Origin of the sequence: Kitasatospora sp. NPDC001603 (assembly GCF_040298365.1) — a bacterium.
Lineage (GTDB): Bacteria > Actinomycetota > Actinomycetes > Streptomycetales > Streptomycetaceae > Kitasatospora.
In genome coordinates, this window is record NZ_JBEPAA010000029.1 from 44,289 (window position 1) to 64,446 (window position 20,158).

The 20,158-nt window shown below is 72.7% G+C and carries 17 protein-coding genes; 16 read left to right on the top strand and 1 reads right to left on the bottom strand.

Annotation, left to right across the window (positions count from 1 at the left end; translation table 11 throughout):
* The first annotated feature begins 244 nt into the window (after positions 1 to 244).
* The 6 genes from ABT263_RS19620 (at position 245) to ftsH (ending at position 9,267) form a co-directional block, all read left to right on the top strand.
* Positions 245 to 1,600, top strand: a complete 1,356-nt coding sequence (locus tag ABT263_RS19620) for an ammonium transporter (RefSeq protein ID WP_352291643.1) — start codon at positions 245 to 247, stop codon at positions 1,598 to 1,600.
* Entirely contained in the window at positions 1,600 to 1,938 is a 339-nt protein-coding gene (locus tag ABT263_RS19625; protein ID WP_329489763.1) for a P-II family nitrogen regulator, read from the top strand. The genes ABT263_RS19620 and ABT263_RS19625 overlap by 1 nt, the downstream gene beginning before the upstream one ends.
* A gap of 196 nt (positions 1,939 to 2,134) precedes the next feature.
* Positions 2,135 to 4,660, top strand: a complete 2,526-nt coding sequence (locus ABT263_RS19630; protein ID WP_352291645.1) for a [protein-PII] uridylyltransferase — start codon at positions 2,135 to 2,137, stop codon at positions 4,658 to 4,660.
* Between the two features lie 242 nt (positions 4,661 to 4,902).
* On the top strand, positions 4,903 to 6,468 hold the full coding sequence (gene ffh / locus ABT263_RS19635) for a signal recognition particle protein (RefSeq protein ID WP_329492257.1): 1,566 nt from the start codon (positions 4,903 to 4,905) through the stop codon (positions 6,466 to 6,468).
* Positions 6,469 to 6,587: 119 nt separating this feature from the next.
* Positions 6,588 to 7,130 carry a GNAT family N-acetyltransferase gene (locus tag ABT263_RS19640; RefSeq protein WP_329489765.1) on the top strand — a complete coding sequence of 181 codons (543 nt, stop codon included), beginning with the start codon at positions 6,588 to 6,590 and terminating at the stop codon, positions 7,128 to 7,130.
* A 217-nt stretch (positions 7,131 to 7,347) separates the two neighbouring features.
* Positions 7,348 to 9,267 carry an ATP-dependent zinc metalloprotease FtsH gene (gene ftsH / locus ABT263_RS19645; protein ID WP_502885822.1) on the top strand — a complete coding sequence of 640 codons (1,920 nt, stop codon included), beginning with the start codon at positions 7,348 to 7,350 and terminating at the stop codon, positions 9,265 to 9,267.
* Between the two features lie 234 nt (positions 9,268 to 9,501).
* Here ftsH and ABT263_RS19650 read toward each other — a convergent pair whose 3' ends face one another.
* The gene (locus ABT263_RS19650; protein ID WP_329489767.1) at positions 9,502 to 10,206 is read right to left on the bottom strand and encodes a class I SAM-dependent methyltransferase; all 705 of its coding nucleotides are present in this window, start codon (positions 10,204 to 10,206) and stop codon (positions 9,502 to 9,504) included.
* Positions 10,207 to 10,602: 396 nt separating this feature from the next.
* Here ABT263_RS19650 and proS point away from each other — a divergent pair, with 396 nt between their 5' ends.
* From proS to lepB (ABT263_RS19700), 10 genes are all read left to right on the top strand, one after another.
* Positions 10,603 to 12,015 carry a proline--tRNA ligase gene (proS, locus tag ABT263_RS19655; RefSeq protein ID WP_329489768.1) on the top strand — a complete coding sequence of 471 codons (1,413 nt, stop codon included), beginning with the start codon at positions 10,603 to 10,605 and terminating at the stop codon, positions 12,013 to 12,015.
* Between the two features lie 788 nt (positions 12,016 to 12,803).
* Positions 12,804 to 13,382, top strand: coding sequence for a hypothetical protein (locus ABT263_RS19660; protein WP_329489769.1), 579 nt, complete (start codon positions 12,804 to 12,806; stop codon positions 13,380 to 13,382).
* A 584-nt stretch (positions 13,383 to 13,966) separates the two neighbouring features.
* Positions 13,967 to 14,395, top strand: a complete 429-nt coding sequence (rpsP, locus tag ABT263_RS19665; RefSeq protein WP_329489770.1) for a 30S ribosomal protein S16 — start codon at positions 13,967 to 13,969, stop codon at positions 14,393 to 14,395.
* 2 nt (positions 14,396 to 14,397) lie between these two features.
* The gene (locus ABT263_RS19670; protein ID WP_030306741.1) at positions 14,398 to 14,637 is read left to right on the top strand and encodes an RNA-binding protein; all 240 of its coding nucleotides are present in this window, start codon (positions 14,398 to 14,400) and stop codon (positions 14,635 to 14,637) included.
* 229 nt (positions 14,638 to 14,866) lie between these two features.
* A complete protein-coding gene (gene rimM, locus ABT263_RS19675; RefSeq protein ID WP_329489771.1) occupies positions 14,867 to 15,490 on the top strand; it encodes a ribosome maturation factor RimM in 624 nt (207 codons plus the stop codon).
* 56 nt (positions 15,491 to 15,546) lie between these two features.
* Positions 15,547 to 16,365 (top strand): tRNA (guanosine(37)-N1)-methyltransferase TrmD, encoded by an 819-nt coding sequence (trmD, locus tag ABT263_RS19680; protein WP_352291691.1) that lies wholly within the window; start codon positions 15,547 to 15,549, stop codon positions 16,363 to 16,365.
* A 154-nt stretch (positions 16,366 to 16,519) separates the two neighbouring features.
* Positions 16,520 to 16,870: a 50S ribosomal protein L19 gene (rplS, locus tag ABT263_RS19685; RefSeq protein ID WP_063347674.1), complete on the top strand. Its 351-nt coding sequence runs from the start codon at positions 16,520 to 16,522 to the stop codon at positions 16,868 to 16,870.
* Positions 16,871 to 16,947: 77 nt separating this feature from the next.
* Complete coding sequence (gene lepB, locus ABT263_RS19690; RefSeq protein WP_352291649.1) at positions 16,948 to 17,913, top strand: signal peptidase I; 966 nt, start codon at positions 16,948 to 16,950, stop codon at positions 17,911 to 17,913.
* A gap of 187 nt (positions 17,914 to 18,100) precedes the next feature.
* Positions 18,101 to 18,853 (top strand): signal peptidase I, encoded by a 753-nt coding sequence (gene lepB, locus ABT263_RS19695; protein ID WP_502885823.1) that lies wholly within the window; start codon positions 18,101 to 18,103, stop codon positions 18,851 to 18,853.
* Between the two features lie 246 nt (positions 18,854 to 19,099).
* Entirely contained in the window at positions 19,100 to 20,101 is a 1,002-nt protein-coding gene (gene lepB, locus ABT263_RS19700) for a signal peptidase I (protein ID WP_352291651.1), read from the top strand.
* Positions 20,102 to 20,158 lie beyond the last annotated feature (57 nt).

Sequence of the window (20,158 nt, forward strand, 5' to 3'; positions counted from 1 at the left end):
CCACGGTCGGTGGTGTGTCCGGCACCGCGCGTGCCGCGGGGCGGCACGGTAACCCACCGGGCCCGGCGGCACGGCCGTGGTTCACGTAGGCGTAACCCGCGCGTCGCCGTCGTCACGGTCGCGAAACACCGGGTCGCATCGGTCGAAACCCGACTTCGGCACGCTCCTCCCATCGCCGACACCCCGGGTGGCACGGGACAGGTATCCCGGGTGTGGAGCGGCTTCCATTCATGAGGAGACGCCGATGCCGGACGGCTTCAGCGCGGGCGATACCGCCTTCGTGCTCATTTGCGCGGCCCTGGTCATGGTGATGACCCCCGGGCTGGCCTTCTTCTACGGGGGCATGGTCAGGGCCAAGAGCACACTCAACATGCTGGCGATGAGCTTCCTCTCGCTGGGCATCGTCAGCGTGCTCTGGGTCCTCTACGGGTACTCGCTCAGCTTCGGCCCCGACGCCGGCGCCGGGCTGATCGGCAACCTGGACTTCCTCGGGATGCACGGAGTGGGGCTGAACGACCTGACCGGGACCATCCCGGTCACCGCGTTCTCCGCCTTCCAGCTGATGTTCGCGATCATCACCCCGGCCCTGATCAGCGGGGCCGTCGCGGACCGCGCCAAGTTCACCGCCTGGGGCCTGTTCATCGCCCTCTGGGTGACCGTCGTCTACTTCCCGGTCGCGCACTGGGTCTTCTTCTTCGACGGCGGCAACGGCGGCTGGCTGGGTGACCGCAACGGCGTGATCGACTTCGCCGGCGGCACCGCCGTGCACATCAACGCGGGCGTCGCGGGCCTGGCGCTCTGCCTGGTGCTGGGCAAGCGGGTCGGCTTCCGGAAGGACCCGATGCGCCCGCACAGCCTGCCGCTGGTCATGCTCGGCTCCGGGCTGCTCTGGTTCGGCTGGTTCGGCTTCAACGCGGGCTCGGCGCTGGCCGCCAACGGCGTCGCCGCGATGGCCTTCGTCAACACCCAGGTGGCCACGGCGGCCGCGCTGCTCGGCTGGCTGATCTACGAGAAGCTGCGGCACGGCGCGTTCACCACGCTGGGCGCCGCCTCCGGCGCGGTGGCCGGTCTGGTCGCCATCACCCCCGCGTGCGGTTCGGTCAGCCCGCTCGGCGCGGTCGCGATCGGCCTGATCGCCGGCGCCGTCTGCGCCGCGGCGATCAGCCTCAAGTACCGCTTCGGCTTCGACGACTCGCTCGACGTGGTCGGCGTGCACGCGGTCGGCGGTGCCATCGGCTCCCTGCTGGTCGGCCTCTTCGCCACCGGCACCGTCGGCCAGACCGCCAAGGGCCTGTTCTACGGCGGTGGCCTGGAGCAGCTCGGCAAGCAGGCGATGGGCGTGGCCGTGGTCGCCGCCTACTCCTTCGTCGTCTCCTGGCTGCTGGCCAAGGCGATCGACAGCACGGTCGGGTTCCGGGTCGCCGAGGAGGTCGAGGTGGCCGGCATCGACCAGGCCGAGCACGCCGAGTCCGCCTACGACTTCAGCGCGCTGGGGGCCGGTCCGGCCAGGATGGCCGCCGCGGTGGTCGCCGAGTCCACGTCCGGGCCCGCCGCCAGGGCCGCCGGGAAGAACACCGAGAAGACCGGGGTCGACGCCTGATGAAGCTCATCACCGCAGTCATCAAGCCGCACCGCCTGGACGACGTGAAGGCCGCCCTGCAGGCCTTCGGGGTGCACGGGCTGACCGTCACCGAGGCGAGCGGTTACGGCCGCCAGCGAGGTCACACCGAGGTCTACCGGGGCGCGGAGTACACCGTGGACCTGGTACCCAAGGTCAGAATCGAGGTCCTGGTCGAGGACGACGACGCCGACCAGCTGATCGACGTCCTGGTGAAGGCCGCCCGGACCGGCAAGATCGGCGACGGCAAGGTCTGGAGCGTCCCGGTCGAGACCGCCGTGCGGGTCCGGACCGGTGAGCGCGGCCCCGACGCCCTCTGACCAGGACCCCTTCCTCCAGGACAGGGCCTAGCATTCAGCACGATCCCGCCGGCGGGCCCGTGACCACCCCGTGGTCGCGGGTCCGCTGACGGCGTATCAGCGCTCCTCGCGCGAATCGGCGTTCCTCGCGCGACCCGGGCGCCGCCCGCTCGACCAGCGCGCGCTCAGACCGGACGACGACGGACGGGGACCCCCGATGACCACGCAGCCCGACCCGCCCTCCCGGCCCGCCGCCGGGCCCGCGACTCCCGCGACTCCCCCCGTGCGCCCGTCCGGGGACGACGGCCCGCCCGACCACGGCGCCGCCCGGGCCCGACTGCTGGACACGCCCGGCCTCGTCAGCACCGCCCGCCGCACCGCGCTGGCCGCGCTCACCGACGAGTGGCTGGCCGGACTGCTGGCGGCGGCCGGTGCCCCGGCCGGCGTCGCCCTGGTCGCGGTCGGCGGCTACGGGCGCGGCGAACTCTCCCCGCGCAGCGACCTCGACGTCCTGCTGCTGCACGACGGTCCGCTCGACCCGGAACTGCCCGAACGCATCTGGTACCCGGTCTGGGACGCCGGCGCCTCGCTCGACCACTCCGTCCGCACCCTCGCCGAGGCCCGGACCGTCGCCGCCGACGACCTCAAGGCCCAGCTCGGCCTGCTCGACGCCCGGCACATCGCCGGCGACCGGGAGCTCACCGCCGGGCTGCGCTCCGCCGTGCTCGCCGACTGGCGCGCCGGCGCCCCGAACCGCCTGCCCGAGCTGCGCGAACTCGGCCGCGAGCGGGCCGAACGCCACGGCGAGCTCTCCTTCCTGCTGGAGCCGGACCTCAAGGAGGCCCGCGGCGGCCTGCGCGACGTGGTCGCGCTCAACGCGATCGCCGCCACCTGGCTGGCCGACGCCCCGCGCGACGGCCTGGACGCCGCCGCCCTGCGGCTGGCGGACGTGCGGGACGCGCTGCACCTGGTCACCGGCCGGGCCACCGAGCGGCTCAGCCTCCAGGACCAGGACCAGGTCGCCGAACGGCTCGGCGTACTGGACGCCGACACCCTGCTGCGCCAGGTGTACGAGGCCGCGCGGACCATCGCCTACGCGAGTGACGTCACCTGGCGGGCGGTGGACCGGGTGCTGGCCGCCAGGACCACCCGGGGCCGGCGCTCCTCCCGGCTCTCCTTCCCGTTCACCGGCACCGGTCGGGGCGGCGGCGCGGTGGCCCGCGGCGCGGTCCAGCGCCGGCCGCTCGCCGAGGGCGTCGTCGAGCAGGACGGCGAGGCGGTGCTCGCCCAGGGGGCCCGCCCGGCCGCCGACCCGGTGCTGCCGCTGCGCGCGGCGGCCGCGGCGGCGCAGAACGGGCTCACCATCTCCTACGCGACGGTCCGCCGGCTGGCCGCCGAGTGCCGCCCGCTGCCGGTGCCCTGGCCGGACGAGGCGCGCGAGCAACTGGTCACCCTGCTCGGCGCCGGGGAGGCCTGCCTGCCGGTCTGGGAGGCGCTGGAGGCGGAGGGCCTGATCACCCGGCTGCTGCCGGACTGGGAGCGCGTGCGCTGCCGTCCGCAGCGCAACGCCGTGCACCGCTGGACGGTCGACCGGCACCTGGTGGAGACGGCCGTGCGGGCCGCCGCGATGACCCGCCGGGTGGCCCGGCCGGACCTCCTGCTGGTCGCGGCGCTGCTGCACGACATCGGCAAGGGCTGGCCCGGCGACCACAGCGAGGCGGGCGAGGTGATCGTCCGCGACGTGGCCGTCCGGATGGGCTTCGACCACGAGTCCGTGGAGACCCTCGCCGTGCTGGTCCGCCACCACCTGACGCTGGTGGAGACCGCGACCCGGCGGGATCCGGACGACCCCGCCACCGTGGAGGCGATCACCAAGGTGGTCGCCACCCTGCCGCAGCTGGAGCTGCTGCACGCGCTGACCGAGGCCGACGCGACCGCCACCGGCCCGGCCGCCTGGAGCCGCTGGCGGGCCTCGCTGGTGGAGGGCCTGGCGGCCCGGGCCGCCGACCGGCTGGCCGGCGCGTACCCGTCGCCCGGCCCGGGCCGGTGGGGCTCGCACGCCGGCGAGGCGACGCCGACCGCCGAACAGGAGCGGCTCGCCGTCGAGGCCGCCCGGACGGGCGGTCCGGCCCTCTCGCTGCTGGCCCAGGCCGACGGGGACGACCAGCCGGGCACCGAGCCGATGGGCGTGCGGCTGACCCTCGCCGTGCCCGACCGGCCGGGTCTGCTCGGCACGGTCGCCGGGGTGCTGGCCCTGCACCGGCTGACCGTCCGCTCGGCGGGCCTGCGCGAGCTGGACCCGATCGGCGCCGGCCCGGTGCTGCTGCTGTCCTGGACGGTGGCCGCCGAGTTCGGCGAGCTGCCCGAGGCGGCCCGGCTCCGGGCCGACCTGCGCCGGGCGCTGGACGGCTCGCTGGACGTCTCGCGGCGGCTCGCCGAGCGCGACGCGGCCGCCCCGCGCCGGCGCGGCATCCCCACCCCGCCCCCGGTGGTCGCCGTGGCGCCCGAGGTGGCCTCGGCGACGGCGACGGTGCTGGAGGTGCGCGCCCATGACGCCCCCGGCCTGCTGCACCGGATCGGCCGGGCCCTGGACGCCGCCGGTGTCCGGGTCCGCACGGCGCACGTCAGCACGCTCGGGGCGGAGGCCGTGGACTCCTTCTACCTGACCGACCAGGCGGGCCGGCCGCTCTCCGGCCGGCGGGCGGGGGAGGTGGCGCAGGCCGTCCGGGCGGCGCTGGGCTGACCGGGCCCCGGCGCCCGCCGGGGCCCCGTCGCTGCTCCGCGGCCGCGCCATGGCCGAGCCGTCGCCGGGCCGTCGCCGCCCTCGCGGGGCGGCCTCGGGGCCTGCGGGCGGCCGTCGGAGCCGCCCGCTCCGGGCGCCCCCGGGCCGGTTCGTCCGGGGGTGGAGACCGTTGCCAGGGCGGCCGGATACCCTTGGGGGCGACGACCGTACTGATCCCGATGCCGCAGAGGACCCGCGACGACGTGTTCGACACCCTTTCCGATCGCCTCGCAGCGACGTTCAAGAACCTCCGGGGCAAGGGCCGCCTCAGCGAGGCGGACATCGACGCCACCACCCGCGAGATCCGCATCGCGCTGCTGGAGGCGGACGTCGCGCTGCCGGTCGTGCGGGCCTTCATCAAGCAGGTCAAGGAGCGGGCCCTCGGCGCCGAGGTCTCCGGCGCGCTGAACCCCGCCCAGCAGATCATCAAGATCGTCAACGAGGAGCTCATCGCGATCCTCGGCGGCGAGACCCGCCGGGTGAGGTTCGCCAAGAGCGGCCCCACGGTGATCATGCTCGCCGGCCTCCAGGGCGCCGGTAAGACCACCCTCGCCGGCAAGCTCGGCCACTGGCTGAAGCAGCAGAAGCACACCCCGTTGCTGGTCGCCTGCGACCTCCAGCGCCCCAACGCCGTCAACCAGCTCCAGGTGGTCGCGGAGCGCGCGGGCGTGGCCTTCTACGGCCCGCAGCCGGGCAACGGCGTCGGTGACCCGGTGCAGGTCGCCCGCGACTCGATCGAGTACGCCAAGCAGAAGCAGTACGACGTCGTCGTCGTCGACACCGCCGGCCGTCTGGGCATCGACGCCGAGCTGATGCAGCAGGCCGCCGACATCCGGGCCGCGGTGAACCCGGACGAGGTCCTGTTCGTCGTCGACGCGATGATCGGCCAGGACGCGGTCACCACCGCGCAGGCCTTCCTCGACGGTGTCGACTTCACCGGTGTGGTGCTGTCCAAGCTCGACGGTGACGCCCGCGGTGGCGCCGCCCTGTCGGTCGCGCACGTCACCGGCCGGCAGATCATGTTCGCCTCCAACGGCGAGAAGGTCGACGACTTCGACGCCTTCCACCCGGACCGGATGGCCTCGCGCATCCTCGGCATGGGCGACATGCTCTCGCTGATCGAGAAGGCCGAGCAGACCTTCTCGCAGGCCGAGGCCGAGAAGATCGCGTCCAAGCTGCAGGGCGGCGGCAAGGACTTCACGCTCGACGACTTCCTGGACCAGCTGGAGCAGGTCCGGAAGATGGGCTCGATCTCCAAGCTGCTGGGCATGCTGCCCGGCATGGGCCAGATCCGCGACCAGATCAACAACATCGACGACAAGGACGTCGACCGCGTCGGCGCCATCATCAAGTCGATGACCCCGGCCGAGCGGACCGACCCCAAGCTCATCAACGGCTCGCGCCGGCTGCGCATCGCCAAGGGTTCGGGCGTCCAGGTCGGCGAGGTCAACAACCTGGTCGAGCGGTTCTTCGAGGCCCGCAAGATGATGTCGGCGATGGCCTCCGGCAAGGGCATCCCCGGTATGCCGGGGATCCCGGGCATGGGCGGCGGCTCGAAGAAGTCCGCCAAGAAGGCCCCGGCCGCCAAGGGCAAGCGCAAGAGCGGCAACCCGCTGAAGCGCGCGCAGGAGGAGGCCGCGGCCGCCGAGCGCCGCGCGCTCGGCCCGGGCGCCGGCCAGCCGCCGGCCCAGGGCGGCGCCTTCGGCCTCGGCGCGGGCAAGGGCCCGTCCGACTTCGAGCTGCCCAAGGAGTTCAAGGACCTGCTGTAGGTCCTGCTGCAGGTCCTGCCGCGGTTCCCGCGGCACCGGCCCGCCCCCGGCACCGTCCGGGGCCCCGTCGGCGTTCGAACGGCCCGCCACCCGGGGTATCCGGGTGGCGGGCCGCTCACATGTCCGATGATGGTGGGGTGAGAGTGACGATCAGGGCCCCACGGGCCGACGACGAGGTTCCGTACGCCGAGGCCGTCCGCCGGTCCGCCGAGCACATCGGGCGGTGGAACCCGGTCGAGCCGAACGGGCTCCCCGATCTCCTGGAGCGCCAGGGCGCCGGTCTGCGCACCTTCCTGATCGTCGATCAGGCCACCGGTGGGCTGGTCGGCAAGGTGAACGTCGCCAACATCGTGATGGGCCGGTTCTGCAACGGCGCGCTCGGCTACGACTCGTACGTGCCGTTCGCCGGGACCGGCCGGATGAGCGAGGGCATGCGGCTGGTGCTGGACCGCTGCTTCGCCCCGCAGACGGCCGGCGGTCTCGGCCTGCACCGCCTGGAGATCAACGTGCAGCCGGACAACGCGCGTTCGATCGGGCTGGCCAAGCGGCTCGGCTTCCGGCACGAGGGGTACACGCCCCGGATGCTGTTCCTGAGCGGCGCCTGGCGGGACCATGAGCGGTTCGCGCTGACCGCCGAGGAGTGGCCCGGCGCGGGGGAGTAGCGCGGCGCGGGGCGGGGTGAGCGGCGCGGTGCCGAGGCGGGGTGAGCGGCGCGGGGTGAGCGGCGCGGTGCCGAGGCGGGGTGAGCGGCGCGGTGCCGAGGCGGGGTGAGCGGTGCGGCGTGGCGGGTGTCCGGGGCGCCCCGGGTGCCGGGGCGCGGCCGTGCGGGCGCGGCGTTGCGGCTGTCTCGCTCGGATGAATGTCCGTATTGTCCGACAGGTGACCGATCCCGTACCGCCGCGCCGGACCCCCGACCAGCCCTGGCGCTCCGAGGGTGCCCCACCCCCGCAGCCGCCCCGTCGCAAGATGCCCGGCGGCTGGATCGGCCTCGTGCTCACCGCCCTCGTGGTGTTCCTGATCACCGACCTGCTGCTGTCCTTCTTCGGCAACGCCGGCGCGACGACGATCTCCTACACGGAGTTCAACAACCAGCTCAACAACGGCAACGTCACCAAGATCTACTCCAAGGGCGACTCCATCGAGGGCACCCTCAAGAGCGCGGCGCCCAAGCCGGACGGCGCCAAGGGCGACTACACCGAGTTCGACACCCAGCGCCCGTCCTTCGCGGGCGACAGCCTCTGGACCGCCCTCCAGCAGCAGGGCGTCGAGGTCACCGCCAAGCCGGTGGTCCAGCAGCGCAGCTTCCTCGCCAACCTGCTGATCTCGCTCGCCCCGATGCTCCTGCTGATCCTGATCTGGGTGCTGCTGGCCCGCCGGATGGCCGGCGGCATGGGCGGCGGCCCGCTCGGTCGCAAGGCCCCGCCCAAGCCGGTCACCGCCGAGCAGGGCAAGCGCACCACCTTCGCCGACGTGGCCGGCATCGACGAGGTCGAGGCCGAACTCGCCGAGGTGGTCGACTTCCTGAAGAACCCGCAGCACTACCGGCGGCTCGGCGCCAAGATGCCGCGCGGGGTGCTGCTCGCCGGTCCGCCCGGCACCGGCAAGACCCTGCTCGCCCGGGCCGTCGCCGGCGAGGCCGACGTGCCGTTCTTCTCCGCCTCGGCCTCGGAGTTCATCGAGATGATCGTCGGCGTCGGCGCCGGCCGGGTCCGGGAGCTGTTCGCGGAGGCCCGCAAGGTCGCCCCCGCGATCGTCTTCATCGACGAGATCGACACCATCGGCCGCCAGCGCGGCGGCAGCGGCGGCATGGGCGGCCACGACGAGCGCGAGCAGACGCTCAACCAGATCCTCACCGAGATGGACGGCTTCACCGGCTCCGAGGGCGTCATCGTCATCGCCGCCACCAACCGGGCGGACGTCCTCGACCCGGCCCTGCTGCGCCCCGGCCGCTTCGACCGGCGGATCACCGTCAGCCCGCCGGACCGCGACGGCCGCGCGGCCATCCTGCGGATCCACACCCGGGCCGTCCCGCTGGCCGGGGACACCGATCTCCACCAGCTGGCCAAGGTCACCCCCGGCATGACCGGGGCCGAGCTGGCGAACCTGGTGAACGAGGCCGCCCTGCTGGCCGTCAAGCGCAAGCAGGACGCGGTGGGGGAGCGGGACCTCTCGGACGCGCTGGAGAAGGTCCAGTTGGGCGCCGTCCGGCCGCTGGTCATGCCGCAGGCCGAGCGGGAGCGCACGGCGTACCACGAGAGCGGCCACGCCCTGCTCGGCATGCTCCAGCCCGGCGCCGACCCGGTCCGCAAGATCACCATCGTGCCGCGCGGCCGCGCCCTCGGCGTCACCCTGTCCACCCCCGAGACCGACCGCTACTCGTACACCGAGCCCTACCTGCGCGGCCGGATCATCGGCGCGCTCGGTGGGATGGCCGCCGAGCAGGTGGTCTACGGGGTGATCACCACCGGCGCGGAGAGCGACCTGGAGCAGGTCACCAACATCGCCCGGGGGATGGCCGGCCGCTGGGGGATGAGCGAGCGGGTCGGCCGGCTCACCGCCGTCCCCTCCGACCCGCAGGGCGCGTACGGGCTCTCCGCGGCGCCGACCACGCTGGACGCGGTCGACGAGGAGGCCCGGCGGATCGTCGCCGAGTGCTACGAGGAGGCGGTGCGGCTGCTGACCGAGCAGCGGGCCAGGCTGGACGCGCTGGCGGCCGCGCTGCTGGAGGCCGAGACGCTGGACGAGGAGGCGGCGTACCGGGCCGCCGGGGTGCCCCGGAAGGCGCTCGACCAGGCGTGAGCCGGCCGAACGGGGGCGTCCGCGATGGCTGCGGGCGCCCCCGTTCCGGCTCTGGTGGTGGGGCGGTGCGGCGGCTGGGCTGTCCGGTGGTGCGGCTCGGCGGCTCGGCGGTTCGGCGGTTCGGCGGCTCGGTGGTGCTGTGGTGCGGTTCTGTCGCGCTGTGGTCCACGCGGTCGCTCGCCGGTCGCTCCGGGGCCGGCCGCTCCGGGGCCGGTCGCTCCGGGGGCGGTCGGGCTACCGCGGCTGGTCGGCGATCAGGTACCGGAACACGTTCTCCATCCGGACCGAGCCGTCCGGCCGCAGGTACGGCTGCAGCGCCTCCTCCAGCTCCTTCGCCACCAGCGACAGCCCGGAGAACTCCGCCGCCGCGTCGTAGAGGCCGGTGGAGAGCAGCCCGCGCACCGCGCTGTCCAGGTCCGGATAGGCGAACGGGCAGCTCACCCGGCCGCTGCCGGCCGGGCGCAGGCGGGCCGGCCCGAGCAGGTCCTCCAGGGCGCCGGGCGTGCTCAGCCCGAACGGGTCGCGTGCGGTGGTGCGCCCGGCCATCCGCCGGGCCACGTCCAGGACGGCCGCGCTCTCGCAGCGCTCCGGCGGGCCCCAGGCGGCCAGCACCACGTGCCCGCCGCGCAGCGTCAGCCGGGCCGCGTCGGTCACCACGCGCTGCGGATCGGCGGCCCCCGGCAGCTGCTCGAAAACCGTGACCAGCGAATAGGCCGAGCGGGGGACCTCCGCCGGTGGCCGGGCACCCGCGCCCACCTTCAGCCGACGGTCCCGCGCCAGCTCGCGCAGCTCGTCGTGCGGCTCCAGACCGGCGACCTGGGCACCCCGCCCGGCGGCCAGCAGCAGCGCCAGGCCGGAGCGGCAGCCCAGGCCGAGCACGCTGCTCGCCGGGCCGACCTCCAGCCGGGCGTAGACCGCCTCGTAGAGCGGTACCAGCATGCGTTCCTGGATCTCCGCCCAGTCGCGCGCCCGCGCGGGCCACGCCCCCGCGACCCGCCGGTCGTGCGGATGTGCGCCTGTGGGTCGTACGGTCGTGCCGGTCGTTCGAGCTGAAGCCATCGCGGCCTCCCATCCGGTCCTTCGGTGTCCTGCTACGGCTCCCCCAAAGTCCCGCCCCACTCCAGCGAACAGCGGCTCGGGCGCGGCGTCCAGAGGGGTGCAGGGTGGTGCGCGCGTGTCGCGGTCGTGCGCCCCCTGGCGGAACCGGGGCGCCCTTCGGCCGCCGGGCGGCCCGGGCACCGTCCCGGCCCGGGCGGGAAGGGGACGGCTTGCGCGCGAACCGGTTCCGTGGAACGGATTCGAAGTCAGGCCCCTTGTCCCCGTACCATTCGCCCCATGGCAAAGGCACCCGTTCTCACCCCCCAGGCGGACGACTTCCCGCGCTGGTACCAGGACCTCATCAACAAGGCCGAGCTGGCCGACAACGGTCCGGTGCGCGGCACCATGGTCATCCGACCGTACGGCTACGGCCTGTGGGAGCGGATGCAGCAGGAGATGGACGCCCGCATCAAGAAGGCAGGCGCGCAGAACGCCTACTTCCCGATGTTCATCCCGCAGTCCTACCTGACCAAGGAAGCGGAGCACGTCGAGGGCTTCGCCCCCGAGCTCGCCGTGGTCACCCACGGCGGCGGCAAGCAGCTGGACGAGCCGGTCGTCGTCCGGCCGACCTCCGAGACCATCATCAACGAGTACTTCTCGAAGTGGGTGCAGAGCCACCGCGACCTGCCCCTGCTGATCAACCAGTGGGCCAACGTGGTCCGCTGGGAGCTGCGTCCGCGGGTCTTCCTGCGGACCACCGAGTTCCTCTGGCAGGAGGGCCACACCGCCCACGCCACGTACGAGGACGCCCGTGAGTACGCCTCGATGATCCACACCCAGGTCTACGGCGACTTCATGACCAACGTGCTCGGCATCGACGTCGTGCTCGGCCGCAAGACCGCCAAGGAGCGGTTCGCCGGCGCGATCAACACCCTCACCCTCGAAGGCATGATGGGCGACGGCAAGGCGCTGCAGATGGGCACCAGCCACGAGCTGGGCCAGAACTTCGCCAAGGCGTTCAACACCACCTACCAGCTCCAGGGCGCCGAGCGCGAGTACGTCTGGCAGACCTCCTGGGGCGTCTCGACCCGCATGGTCGGCGGCCTGATCATGTCCCACGGCGACGACAACGGCCTGCGGGTGCCCCCGCGCCTGGCCGCCGTCCAGGCCGTCGTCCTCGCCATCAAGGGCGACGACGCGGTCATCGCCAAGGTGCGCGAGATCGGCGCCCGGCTGGAGGCCGTCGGCATCCGCGTGGTCGTCGACGACCGCACCGACACCCCGTTCGGCCGCCGCGCCGTGGACTGGGAGCTCAAGGGCGTGCCGCTGCGCATCGAGGTCGGCCCGCGCGACCTGGAGAACGGCACCGCGATGCTGGCCCGCCGCATCCCCGGCGGCAAGGAGCCGGTCTCGATCGACGCGCTGGCCGAGCTGCTCCCGGGTGTCCTGGAGGAGGACCAGGCGCTGCTGCTGCGCCAGTCCCGCGAGCGCCGCGAGTCCCGCACGGTCGACGTGACCAACCTGGACGAGGCCGTCGAGGCCGCCGCCACCGGCTGGGGCCGGATCTCCTGGGCCGAGCTGGGCCCGGAGGGCGAGGCCAAGCTGGCCGAGCAGGGCGTCTCGGTGCGCTGCATCGTGGCCGCCGACGGCTCGGTGCCGCAGACGGACGACCAGGACGGCAACATCGCGATCGTGGCCCGCGCCTACTGATCGGCCGCTGACCGGCCACGTCCACCGACCGGCCCGCGCCGCCCACTGAACAGCGCGCGGATCCGCTGGCGCACCGACAGCGGTGCGCCAGCGGATCCGCGTCTGCGGCGGTGTTCGGGTCCGTTCGGGCCGGTTGGGCCGGTTGGGCCGTTCGTGCTGCTGGGGCCGCTGGTGGTGCTCGGGCCGCTCGGGCCGCTGGTGGGGCTGGGGCCGCTGGGGCCGCTCGGACGTGGGCGGACCGGCGGATCTCGGGCCGGTTGACCCGCGGCCCGCCGGACGGGCCTGGTGCGCTCTGGGGACGCCCCGGGCGAGGCGATGGCTGACGTTGGTCGTCGATGTTGGAAACCGACAGGTACTGGCGATTTCTGGCAGCTGACGGCAATGATCCGGCAGCTGCCCGACAACCGTGAGACATCCGTCGGACATCCGGTCGACAACCGCCGTCGGGAATTCCGGCGGTAACCGTTCGGTGGCCGTCTCACCAGTCGACATCCCTACTGGCCGGTCAACTGCCGGTATTAACGGAATAGCGGTACGGTGTACGGCCCGTGGCCCTGTCAACTCGACAGGACCACGGGCCGTACGTCCTGGGTGCGACAGCCCGCCCCCCGGACGGAAATGACGAGGTCCGCCGAGCTACGACGGGCCCAAACCGGCAGGGGGTTGGTCTTGCGTCAGATCCGGAACGCGCATTTCGCGCGCGCTCGTACATTCCTGAGAGTTTCCTGGGAATTCCAGGAGATCGGGAACACGCGGAACATCGGCTCGCACTCCGTCGTTGGTCTAGCGTGAGCACGACACAGCCCCTCGTTCTCGCGGCCGAACTGGCCGCCGCCTGGAGTGACATCCAGGCCTTCCATCAGGACCTCCCCGACCTCGCCTCGCCCGAGGCGTTGATCGGCGAGTCCTCCTCGGCCTGTGGCACGCGGCTCGGTTTCGAGCGGCTCCTCCACGAGGCTGCCCACGGTCTGGCCGCGGCCCGGGACATCCGGGACACCTCGCGGGCCGGCCGCTACCACAACCGGCGCTTCCTGCTCCTGGCTTCCGAGCTGGGCCTGGCGCACCCGGTCGAGCCGCATGCGAGCAGCGGCTTCTCCCAGGTGACCATGCTCAAGGAGACGCAGGAGCGGTACGCCGAGACCATCGAGCGGCTGGACCGGGCCCTCGGCGCCCACCAGGAGGCGGTGGCCGGGGACGGCGTCTCGCGCGCCTTCCGCGGCCCGGCGGCCCGGCACGGCTCCTCCGGGGGCGGCGTCCGGGTCAAGGCGGTCTGCGGGTGCGGGCGCAACGTCCGCGTCGTGCCGTCGGTCCTCGCGCAGGCGTCCATCGTCTGCGGTGCCTGCCAGCAGCCGTTCAAGATCGCGTAGCGTGGGGAGCCGGCCGGCGACTGTGCGGGCAGTGCGTCCGGCCGGAGCGATCGACGGCCTCGGCCGGCAGGGCTGATCGGGACGACCGATCGGCGGCCCTGACCGGCGGTTGTGATGTGTTGGGCTGACCGGGAGCGGGGGCTCCCGGTCGACCTGTTTCGGCGGCCGGCCACGGGTGGACCGCGCCGGCCGGTGGTGTGGCGGTCCGAGTGGTGGGCCGGCGAGGGGCGGTGGTGAGCCGTGGCCGGGTGTCGGTCGGGCGGCTCCGGGGAGTGCCTGTGCCGGTCGGTTGCCGGGCGAGTGCGGCCGGATGCCGGGCCAGTGCCGGACGAGCGCTTCTGGGCGTGACCGGGCGTTGACCGAGCGTTGACCGGGCGGCTTCGGGCCGTGGTCGGTGGCTGTCGGGCCGAGCGGGCGGCGGCGAGGCGGTTCGCGCCGGTATGGCAGAATGGACAGCTGAGTACTCGGCAGCCGAGCAGGACCCCTCTCTCCTACGGCTGGCGTGTCCCTTGAACGGCCAGCCTCGCAACCCCACGCGACGGTGCGGCCGCTCACCCACGTCAACACCAGGAGAATCCACTCCCGTGGCAGTCAAGATCAAGCTCAAGCGTCTCGGCAAGATTCGCTCCCCGCACTACCGCATCGTCGTCGCCGACTCGCGCACCAAGCGTGACGGCCGCGCGATCGAGGAGATCGGCATCTACCAGCCGACCTACAACCCCTCGAAGATCGAGGTCGACGGCGAGCGCGCCCAGTACTGGCTGTCCGTCGGCGCCCAGCCGACCGAGCCGGTTCTCGCCATCCTCAAGCTGACCGGCGACTGGCAGAAGTTCAAGGGCCTGCCGGCCCCGGCTCCGCTGCTGGTTGCCGAGCCCAAGGTCGAGGACTTCTCGCACCTGTTCGCGAAGGCCGTCGCCGGCTTCGAGGACGCCACCACCGGTGTTGCCATCACCCCGAAGGCCAAGAAGTCGGACAAGGCCGAGGCTGACGCCGACGCCGCCGTCGAGGCCTGATCGTGATCGAGGACGCCCTCGACCACCTGGTGAAGGGCATCGTCGAGCACCCCGACGAGGTGCAGGTGCGTTCGCGCAACCTGCGTCGGGGGAACACCATCGAGGTGCGTGTGCACCCCGATGACCTCGGCAAGGTGATCGGCCGGGGCGGCCGCACGGCGCGTGCACTGCGCACCGTCGTCGGCGCCCTCGGCGGTCGCAACGTCCGTGTCGACCTCGTCGACGTGGACAGCATTCGCTGACGCTGCTGCTCGTTCAGCCGTCAGGCTTGAGGCCGGTCGGGACGCATGTCGTCCCGGCCGGCCTTTCTCTGTTCCCGACCGCCTTCCCGCCGTGCCCCCGCCTCCGCGGGCCCCGTGCTCCAGCGCCGGGACCCGTCGCGGCGACCACACCGTTGGTACCCCGTACCAGCACCCACACCCAGTGCCCAGCGCCAGCACCCGGCACCCAGCACCCAGGAGAACGATCACCGTGCAGCTCGTCGTCGGTAAGATCGGCCGCGCCCACGGCATCAAGGGGGATGTCAGCGTCGAGGTCCGCACCGATGAGCCGGAACTCCGGCTCGGTCCCGGTGCCGTCCTCCTCACCGACCCCGCGTCGGCCGGACCGCTGACCGTCGAGTCCGGCAAGGTGCACAGCGGCCGGCTGCTGCTGCGCTTCGCCGGCGTCAAGGACCGCAACGACGCAGAGGCCCTGCGCGGCACCGTCCTGATCGCCGAGGTCGACCCGGAGGAGAGCCCCGAGGACCCGGAGGAGTACTACGACCACCAGCTGATCGGTCTGGACGTCGTCCTGCTCGACGGCACCCCGGTCGGTGAGCTCACCGAGGTCGTCCACCTCCCGTACCAGGACCTGCTCACGGTGGAGAAGCCCGACGGGACAGAGGTGCTGGTGCCCTTCGTCACCCGCATCGTGCCGACCATCGACCTGGAGAACCAGCGTGTCGTCATCGACCCGCCGGGCGGCCTGATCGACCCGGAGCAGGCCGAGGTCGTGCGGGGCGAGTCGGACGACGCGGATGCGTCGGACGGGTCGGAGGGGTCAGACAGGTCGGACGGGTCCGACGAGTCGGTGGATCCGGAGGAGTCGGAGTGACCGCCGAGGAACTGTCGCCGCAGGAGCCGCCCGCGGTGCGGGGCGTCCAGGACGGGATGCGGATCGACGTCGTCACGATCTTCCCCGAGTACCTGGAGCCGCTGAACATCTCCCTGGTCGGCAAGGCCCGCGCCCGCGGTCAGCTGGATGTGCACGTCCACGACCTGCGCGGCTGGACGCACGACATCCACCGCACGGTGGACGACAGCCCGTACGGCGGCGGACCGGGCATGGTGATGAAGCCCGAGCCGTGGGGCGAGGCGCTGGACGGCGTGCTGAGCGCGGGCCCCGACGGGGAGGTGCCCACGCTGGTGGTGCCCACCCCGAGCGGGCGCCCCTTCACCCAGGAGCTGGCCCAGGAGCTCGCCGGACGCCCGTGGCTCACCTTCACTCCGGCCCGGTACGAGGGCATCGACCGGCGGGTGATCGAGGAGGCGGCCACCCGGATGCCGGTGGTCGAGGTGTCGATCGGCGACTACGTCCTGGCCGGCGGCGAGGTCGCCGTGCTGGTGATGGTCGAGGCGATCGCCCGGCTGCTGCCCGGGGTGCTCGGCAACGCCGAGTCCCACCGGGACGACTCCTTCGCGCCCGGCGCCATGGCCGACCTGCTGGAGGGCCCGGTCTACACCAAGCCCGCCGAGTGGCGCGGCCGGACCGTGCCGGACGTCCTGCTCAGCGGCAACCACGGCCGGATCGCCCGCTGGCGGCGCGAGCAGGCCTTCGCCCGGACCCTGGCGAACCGCCCCGATCTGGTCGAGCGCTGGCAGTACGGCGGCTTCGACAAGAAGGACCGTGAGGCGCTGAGCATCCTCGGCCTGGCCTGGGACGAGCAGCTCGGTCGATTTCGGTCTGTGGTCGATGGTGTGGAAGAATAGGTCGCTGCTGTCTGTCGCTGGTCTCCTCACGTAGGAGTCACGTGGTCCGGTGCCCTCGCCACGGGGGGAACATCGCCAACCGATGCGGCCCGCAGCGAACCCCATTGTGACGAACTTCCGTGGGCGGCCCGTGGCGCCTGCGATGGAGAGCAACATGAGCAACAAGCTCGCTGCTGTCGACGCGGCCTCGCTGCGTAGCGACATTCCGGCCTTCCGCGCCGGTGACACCCTGAAGGTCCACGTCCGGGTCATCGAGGGCAACCGCTCTCGTGTCCAGGTCTTCCAGGGCGTCGTCATCCGCCGCCACGGCGCCGGTGTCGGCGAGACCTTCACCGTTCGCAAGGTCAGCTTCAACGTCGGCGTGGAGCGCACCTTCCCGGTGCACACCCCGGTCGTCGAGAAGATCGAGGTCGTGACCCGCGGTGCGGTTCGCCGCGCCAAGCTGTACTACCTGCGTGACCTCCGCGGCAAGGCCGCGAAGATCAAGGAGAAGCGCGACCGCTGATCCACCGTCCCCCGGTACTCCCGGGGGATCGGAGCGCTCTAGGGGGCGCGGCTGCCGCACGGTAAGCTCACCCCCCGATGAGCACGCACGAACCATCCGCGGACCGCGACGGCTGTCCCGCACCCACCGGTGCGGACTCGCCGTCGCGGTCCGCGGCCGTTTCCACGACCGCGCCCGCCGCGGTGCCGGTGCCCGCCACGGCGCCGATGGTGGAGCCGGTGGTCGAGCCGGGCACCCGGCGCGACCCCGAGGCCGAGGCGCCCCGGGAGGCGGTCCCGGAATCCGCGCGGACCTCGGCCGACGGCTCGGTGGAGGACTCGGCGGACGCTTCGGCCGACGTTTCGGTGGACGAGCCCGGGGTGGTGCCCCGTTCGCGCTCGCGTGACCTCCTTCTGCTGGTGGGTATCTGCCTGCTGTCCCTGCTCCTGGTGAACGCCTTCGTGGCGCGGCCGTTCGCGGTGCCGTCCGGGTCGATGGAGAACAGCCTGCGTCCGGGTGACCGCCTGATCGCGAACCAACTGGCCTACTCCTTCGGAGGGCATCCGCAGCGCGGTGATGTCGTGGTCTTCGACGGGAGGGGCTCCTTCCTGCGTGGGTCGGCCGAGCCGACGGGGTTCGGGAACGCACTGCGCTCGCTCGTCCGGGACCTCGGACTGGCGCCGGCCGACGACTCGGTCTACGTCAAGCGCGTCATCGGCGTCGGCGGGGACCGGGTGACCAGTACCGGGCCGGGCGCGCGGATCACCGTCAACGGCGTACCGGTCGACGAGTCCTCCTACCTCGCACCGGGGGACGAGCCGTCGAAGGTGGCCTTCGATGTGGTCGTGCCGGCCGGAAAGCTGTGGGTCATGGGGGACCACCGCGATGCCTCCCGTGACTCGCGGGACCACCTGGGTGAGCCCGGTGGCGGGTTCGTGCCCGAGGGCAAGGTGATCGGACGGGCGGAGTGGGTGGTCTACCCGGTCGGCCACTGGACCGGCCTGGACCGGTCGGCGGCGTTCGCCGCGGTAGGGGGGACCGGTGGCCATGGGGACCAGAGGTAGGGGCCGCCTGGCGGACCGACCGTCCGACCCGGTACCGGGCGATCCGTCGGGAGCACGCGGACCGGGGACGTCCGGCCCGGAGGTAGCGACGCCCATCCGCGGGCGGGCCGACCGTCGGCGCACCGCCCGCCGGGCCGCCCGCCGCCGCAAGCGCTCGCTCCTCCACGAGATCCCGCTGATCGTCCTGGTGGCACTGCTGGTGGCACTGGTGATGAAGACCTTCATGGTGCAGGTGTTCGTCATCCCCTCCGGTTCGATGGAGCAGACCATCCAGATCGGCGACCGGGTGCTGGTGGACAAGCTCACCCCCTGGTTCGGTGCCGAGCCGGGGCGCGGCGACGTCGTGGTGTTCAAGGATCCGGGTGGTTGGCTGGAGGCCGACCACAAGCCGTCCACGGACGGGCCGGTGCTTCGCGGGGCGAAGCAGGTCCTCACTTTCGTCGGGCTGCTGCCGTCCGACAGCGAGCAGGACCTGATCAAGCGGGTGATCGGTGTCGGCGGGGACACCGTGGAGTGCTGCGACGAGCAGGGCCGCCTCAGCGTCAACGGCACGGCGGTGGACGAGCCGTACCTGTCGCCGGGCAACCCGCCGTCCCGCCAGCCGTTCAAGGTGAAGGTGCCGCAGGGGCGGCTCTGGGTGATGGGCGATCATCGGGACGTGTCGGCCGATTCCCGTTTTCACATGGGTAATCCGGGGCAGGGCACCATCCCACTGAGTGGTGTGGTCGGTCAGGCGTTCGTGGTGGCCTGGCCGGTCGGCCGGGTCCATCAACTTGATGCGCCGGGTTCACTCTCCTCACTGGCCCGGTCCGCGGACGTCCGTGGAACTGGGCCGGAAGCGATGGATGTTGGGCCGCTTCCGAAGGAACCTCCGCTCGTTATGGGTGTGTTGGGCATCCTTCCGCTCATCGGCCGAAGGCCTGGGCGGCCTCGGGATTAGGCCCGGCTGACCGGTGGAGGGCCGGCCGGCGTGCGTGGGAGCGCGAGCCGGATGCCTGGGAGTGATAGAGAAGTGCTGGTGCGGCCGGTGCGCGACAACGGCCGCGTCCGGAGGCTGTGCCGGTGTCAGGTGTCCCTCAAGAGGGCGGCCCTGGGGCCGGGGCACGGTCGATGGTGGAGGTAGTGCCCGCTGTGCGGCACTGTGAGCGCGGACGCGCAGGCGTCCGCACAGCTGGGAGGAGACGTTGTGGGGGATTTGGTGATCGGCGCCCGCTCAGGCGCCGGAGAGCCCGAGGGCTCCGGTCATCGGGCGGAACGGTCGACGGAGTCCGCAGTGTCTTCGAGTTCCGCGGAGGACGCGGCGGTTCAGTCCGCGGACGAGCAGGGCAGTGGTGCGGGCGACGGTTCCGACGCCCGGGACGACGTGAGCTCTGACGACGGGTCGGAGGAGAAGGCCGGCGGCAAGGAGCACAAGCAGCGCTCGTTCTGGAAGGAACTGCCGATTCTGATCGGCATCGCGCTGGTCCTGGCGCTGGTGATCAAGACTTTCTTCGTCCAGGCGTTCTCCATTCCGTCGGAGTCGATGCAGAACACGCTTCAGGTCGGTGACCGCGTCCTGGTGGACAAGCTGACCCCGTGGTTCGGAGCCGAGCCCGAGCGGGGCGAGGTCGTGGTGTTCCACGACCCGGGCGGCTGGCTGGCGGACGAGCCCACCAAGCAGAGCGACAACTCCTTCGTGCGAGGGGTGCAGGACGTGCTCAGCTTCGTCGGCCTGATGCCCTCCGAGAACGAGAAGGACCTGATCAAGCGGGTCATCGCGGTCGGTGGGGACACCGTCGAGTGCGAGGGCGAAGGGCCGGTCAAGGTCAACGGGATCGCTCTCAACGAGCCGTATGTGTTCCCCGGTAACACCCCCTGTGGGACGAAGCCCTTCGGTCCGGTGAAGGTGCCGGACGGCCGGATCTGGGTGATGGGTGACCACCGCGCGGACTCGCTGGACTCCCGCTTCCACATGGACCAGCCGGGTGGCGGCACCGTTCCGGTGGACGAGGTCATCGGACGGGCCTTCGTGGTGGCCTGGCCGATCAACCACTGGTCGACGCTGCCGGTGCCGGACACCTTCGACCAGAAGGGTCTGGCGGCGGCCGTGCCGTTCGTTCCGCCCGTGGCCGGCGCGGTCGGCGCGGTCGGCCTGCTTCCGCTGGTGCGCCGGCTGAAGGGCCGGTCGGAGCGCGCGAAGCGGTCCTGACCACCACCGGGTCGCCCCCGGGTCTTGCGCGGGCCGTGGTACCGACGAGTAATCTGC